Origin of the sequence: Cryobacterium sp. 10I1, from assembly GCF_035019805.1 — a bacterium.
GTDB classification, from domain to species: Bacteria; Actinomycetota; Actinomycetes; order Actinomycetales; family Microbacteriaceae; genus Cryobacterium; species Cryobacterium glucosi.
In genome coordinates, this window is the sequence record NZ_JASJVF010000326.1 from 1 (window position 1) to 3,069 (window position 3,069).

3 protein-coding genes are annotated in these 3,069 nt (G+C 65.9%); 1 reads left to right on the forward strand and 2 read right to left on the reverse strand.

The features are described 5' to 3' along the window. Positions 1-69 precede the first annotated feature (69 nt). Both QN345_RS17370 and QN345_RS17375 read right to left on the reverse strand, forming a co-directional pair. On the reverse strand, positions 70-1,182 hold the full coding sequence (locus tag QN345_RS17370; protein ID WP_134558326.1) for a substrate-binding domain-containing protein: 1,113 nt from the start codon (positions 1,180-1,182) through the stop codon (positions 70-72). Positions 1,183-1,268: 86 nt separating this feature from the next. Next, positions 1,269-2,288 carry an ABC transporter permease gene (locus QN345_RS17375; protein WP_134449133.1) on the reverse strand — a complete coding sequence of 340 codons (1,020 nt, stop codon included), beginning with the start codon at positions 2,286-2,288 and terminating at the stop codon, positions 1,269-1,271. A gap of 314 nt (positions 2,289-2,602) precedes the next feature. On the opposite strand from QN345_RS17375, the gene QN345_RS17380 reads away from it, so the two are divergent. After that, entirely contained in the window at positions 2,603-3,049 is a 447-nt protein-coding gene (locus QN345_RS17380; RefSeq protein WP_323508961.1) for a VOC family protein, read from the forward strand. Positions 3,050-3,069: the final 20 nt, after the last annotated feature.

Genomic DNA, 3,069 nt, shown 5'->3' on the forward strand with positions numbered 1-3,069 from the left:
CCCCCCCCCCCGCGGGGGGGCCCCCCCCCCCCCCCCCCCCCCCCCCCCCCCCGGCCGGCACCGGTTGACCTACTTCTTCAGCAGGGCCGCCTGGTCCTCAGGCGACATCTTCGCCGAGAGGTAGATGTCGCCGGGCAGGTCCTTCTTGCACTGCACGGTGCTCGGCTTTCCGCTCACGGAGTCTTCGAAGGCCGGGGCCTTGAAGACCGTGTCGGTCGGGAGCACGCCACCGGTCGCCTTCGCGACCGCGTAGTCGACGGCGAGTCGCACGTTGTCGTTTCCGGTGGCGACCGTCATCAGCTTGAAGTCCGGGTTGGCCGCGCTGTTGTCCGTGTAGAAGCAACCGAGGGAGTTTCCGTCAGAGGTGACGATGGCCGGCACGGAACGCCCGCTCTTCGCGAAGGCCGGAAGGGCGCCCACGAGCGACGGGCCGAAGTCCGAGACGATGGCGTCGATCTTCGGGTACTTCGCGATGTCCGCTGTGAGTACCTGCTGGGTGAGTGCCGGGTCCCAGTTGGTGACCTCGGGCGTCTCGCCGATGAAGACGTACTTCGGGTCGGTGATGACCGACTTCATGCCCGTCAGCTCGTCGACGGCCTGGCTGTTGCCCTTCGGCCCGCTGATGAAGAGGATGTTGCCGCCGTCGGGGAGGTTGGTCTTGAGCCAGTTACCCCAGTTCTTGCCATCGGTCACGAAGTCCGCGCCGATCCAGGCGTCGTAGTCCACGCCGTCCTTGCCGCCCGGGTCGACCCGGTAGGGAACGGTCACGACGCCGGCCTTGTATGCGCTGCGCAGGGCGGGCAGCATGGCCTGGCCGGCGTCCGGGAACACGACGAGGGCGTTGACACCCTTGGCGACCATGCCCTGGATGTCCGAGATGGCCTTCTGGGTGTCGCCCTGGCCGTCCGCGTATTCGTAGCTTGTGACGCTCGGGCACAGCTTGGCCTCATCGGCACCGGCCGCCGTCGTCACCAGACGCCAGCTGTTTCCGCCGAAGCCGTCGAGCAGACCGAGGGAGATCTTTTTCGGACCACACCACGACGGTGCTCCTGCCACAGAAGTTCCGGCATCCGCCGTCGAGCCGGAGCCCGAGCTCGATGACGTTCCGCTGCAGCCCGCGAGCGCCAGCGAAGCTGCGGCGAGGGACATGACGAGCATTGCGAGACTCTTGGGACGTTTCATGTTTGATTTCCTCCATTGTGAGAGCGACGCCTCTGTCGCACTATTTCGACCGCTCCGTCGAAAACCTTGTCCCCGGTGTGTAGCAGTCATGCCGGGGTGCCGATCCGGGGGGACCTGCGGATGAACCTCTGGCGGAATGCCGCCCAGTCCACCGTGTACAGCGCCACGCCGACGGCGAGCGCCGCCGCCTGCACGAGGGTGCGCACCGCATAGGGCACGCCGAGTGACAGCACGAACTGGTCGAGCTGGCTCAGAAACAACGCCGCGATGACCGTGGCGACGGGATACCCGCGGCCACCCAGCAACGATGTGCCGCCAAGCACGACGACCGCGACCGCCGGGAGCAGGTATGCGTCGCCCTGGAAGGCAGTGGGCTGGTTGGTGATGCCGGCGAGCAGAATGCCGGCCAGGCAGTACAGCAGCTGGGCCCACACGAAAGCCAGCGACTGATGGATCGTCACGCGCAGGCCCGTCGCACGGGCAGTCAGCGGGTTCGCCCCGACGGCTTCGAAACGCCGCCCGGCTACCGTGCGCTTGACCATGACGGTCACGAGCGCCAGCGCGGCGAGAGCGAAGAATGCTGAGTTCGGGATGCCCCAGGTCAGGCCGCCGGCGATTCCGGCCAGCAGGCTGGTCGTGCTGCGCGGCGTGCCGCCGGAAATGCCCAGGACGGCCCCGAAGAGCAGTGCGTTCGTTCCCAGGGTGGCGATGATCGAGTTGAGTCCGAGACGGCCGACCATGAAGCCATTGAGCAGGCCGGCCCCGATCGCGTAGGCCAGCGCCAGAACGACCGCGGGCAACAGCCTGCTGTTGTCACCGTCCGGCTCGTGGCTGACGATCACGATGGCGAGCGACACGGCGCCGGGGATGGAGAGGTCGATTCCGCCCTGCTGCACGACCAGCATCTGGCCGAGGCCGACGATTGCAAGCACGGCGGCGAAGGGGATCATCCCGAGCACAGCCCCGCCGGAGACGCTCGTCGGCGCGACAAGGGCGCAGACCACGAAGAGCAGCACCGTGGATACGCCGACGGTGACGAATCCCTTGGAGACGACAGGTCGCGAACTGAGTAGCTTCGCCGGTTCACGCACCGTTGCGTCGATCATGCTTTCTCCCAACAATTCTCACCGGGCAACGTCGATGTCACGCGCTGTGTGTTGAGCGTCACTTTACAAAAGTCCTGAGCTGTTCACAAGTAGTTGCCGGTAACGATTCGAGAATCGGCAACGCCGAGGTTTGGGGAAGGTGGATCGTCCTCGACCACCGCGAAGGACCATCCCCCCGCGATCCGGCGTGCGCGATCGGTGCACACTTGTGTAGTGACACTGTACAAAGCGATCCCGACGCAGCAGAATGTGAGTCGAGTGACAACACGACGACAGCGACCCGCAGTGCGGCGGGACGCAGAGGAGAGAGTCAGATGGCCTTCCAGGTTCTCGGAGTGCACCACGTCGGAGTGACGGTGCGCGACATGAAGCGTTCCTTCGAGTGGTACTCGCGAATGTTCGGGCTCACTCCTGGTCCCGTCAGCGAGGGTTCGGGAGAGGCACTCTCCCGCAGCGTCCAGGTGAACGATGCCGCGCTGGCATTCTCGATGATCATGATCGGGAACACCCGCCTGGAATTCCAGGAATACCACAACCCGGAGGGGCGCGACTTCGATCGAAGCAATGGTGATGTCGGCAGCGCGCATGTGTGCCTCGAAGTGTCGGACCTCGACGCGGCATACCGGGACCTGGTCGAGAAGGGCGCGGTATTCAACGCACCGCCCGTCACTCTCGATTCCGGCGCCCTGATCGGTTCCAAGTGGGCCTACCTGCGCGACCCCGACGGCATCCAGCTGGAAATCTGGGAGTCGCCCGCCTGAGCCCGCCCCCACACCTCCCC

Coding starts and splice junctions, on each gene's coding strand:
- QN345_RS17370 (WP_134558326.1), bottom strand. CDS start 1,182: ATGAAACGTCCCAAGAGTCTCGCAATGCTCGTCATGTCCCTCGCCGCA.
- QN345_RS17375 (WP_134449133.1), bottom strand. CDS start 2,288: ATGATCGACGCAACGGTGCGTGAACCGGCGAAGCTACTCAGTTCGCGA.
- QN345_RS17380 (WP_323508961.1), top strand. CDS start 2,603: ATGGCCTTCCAGGTTCTCGGAGTGCACCACGTCGGAGTGACGGTGCGC.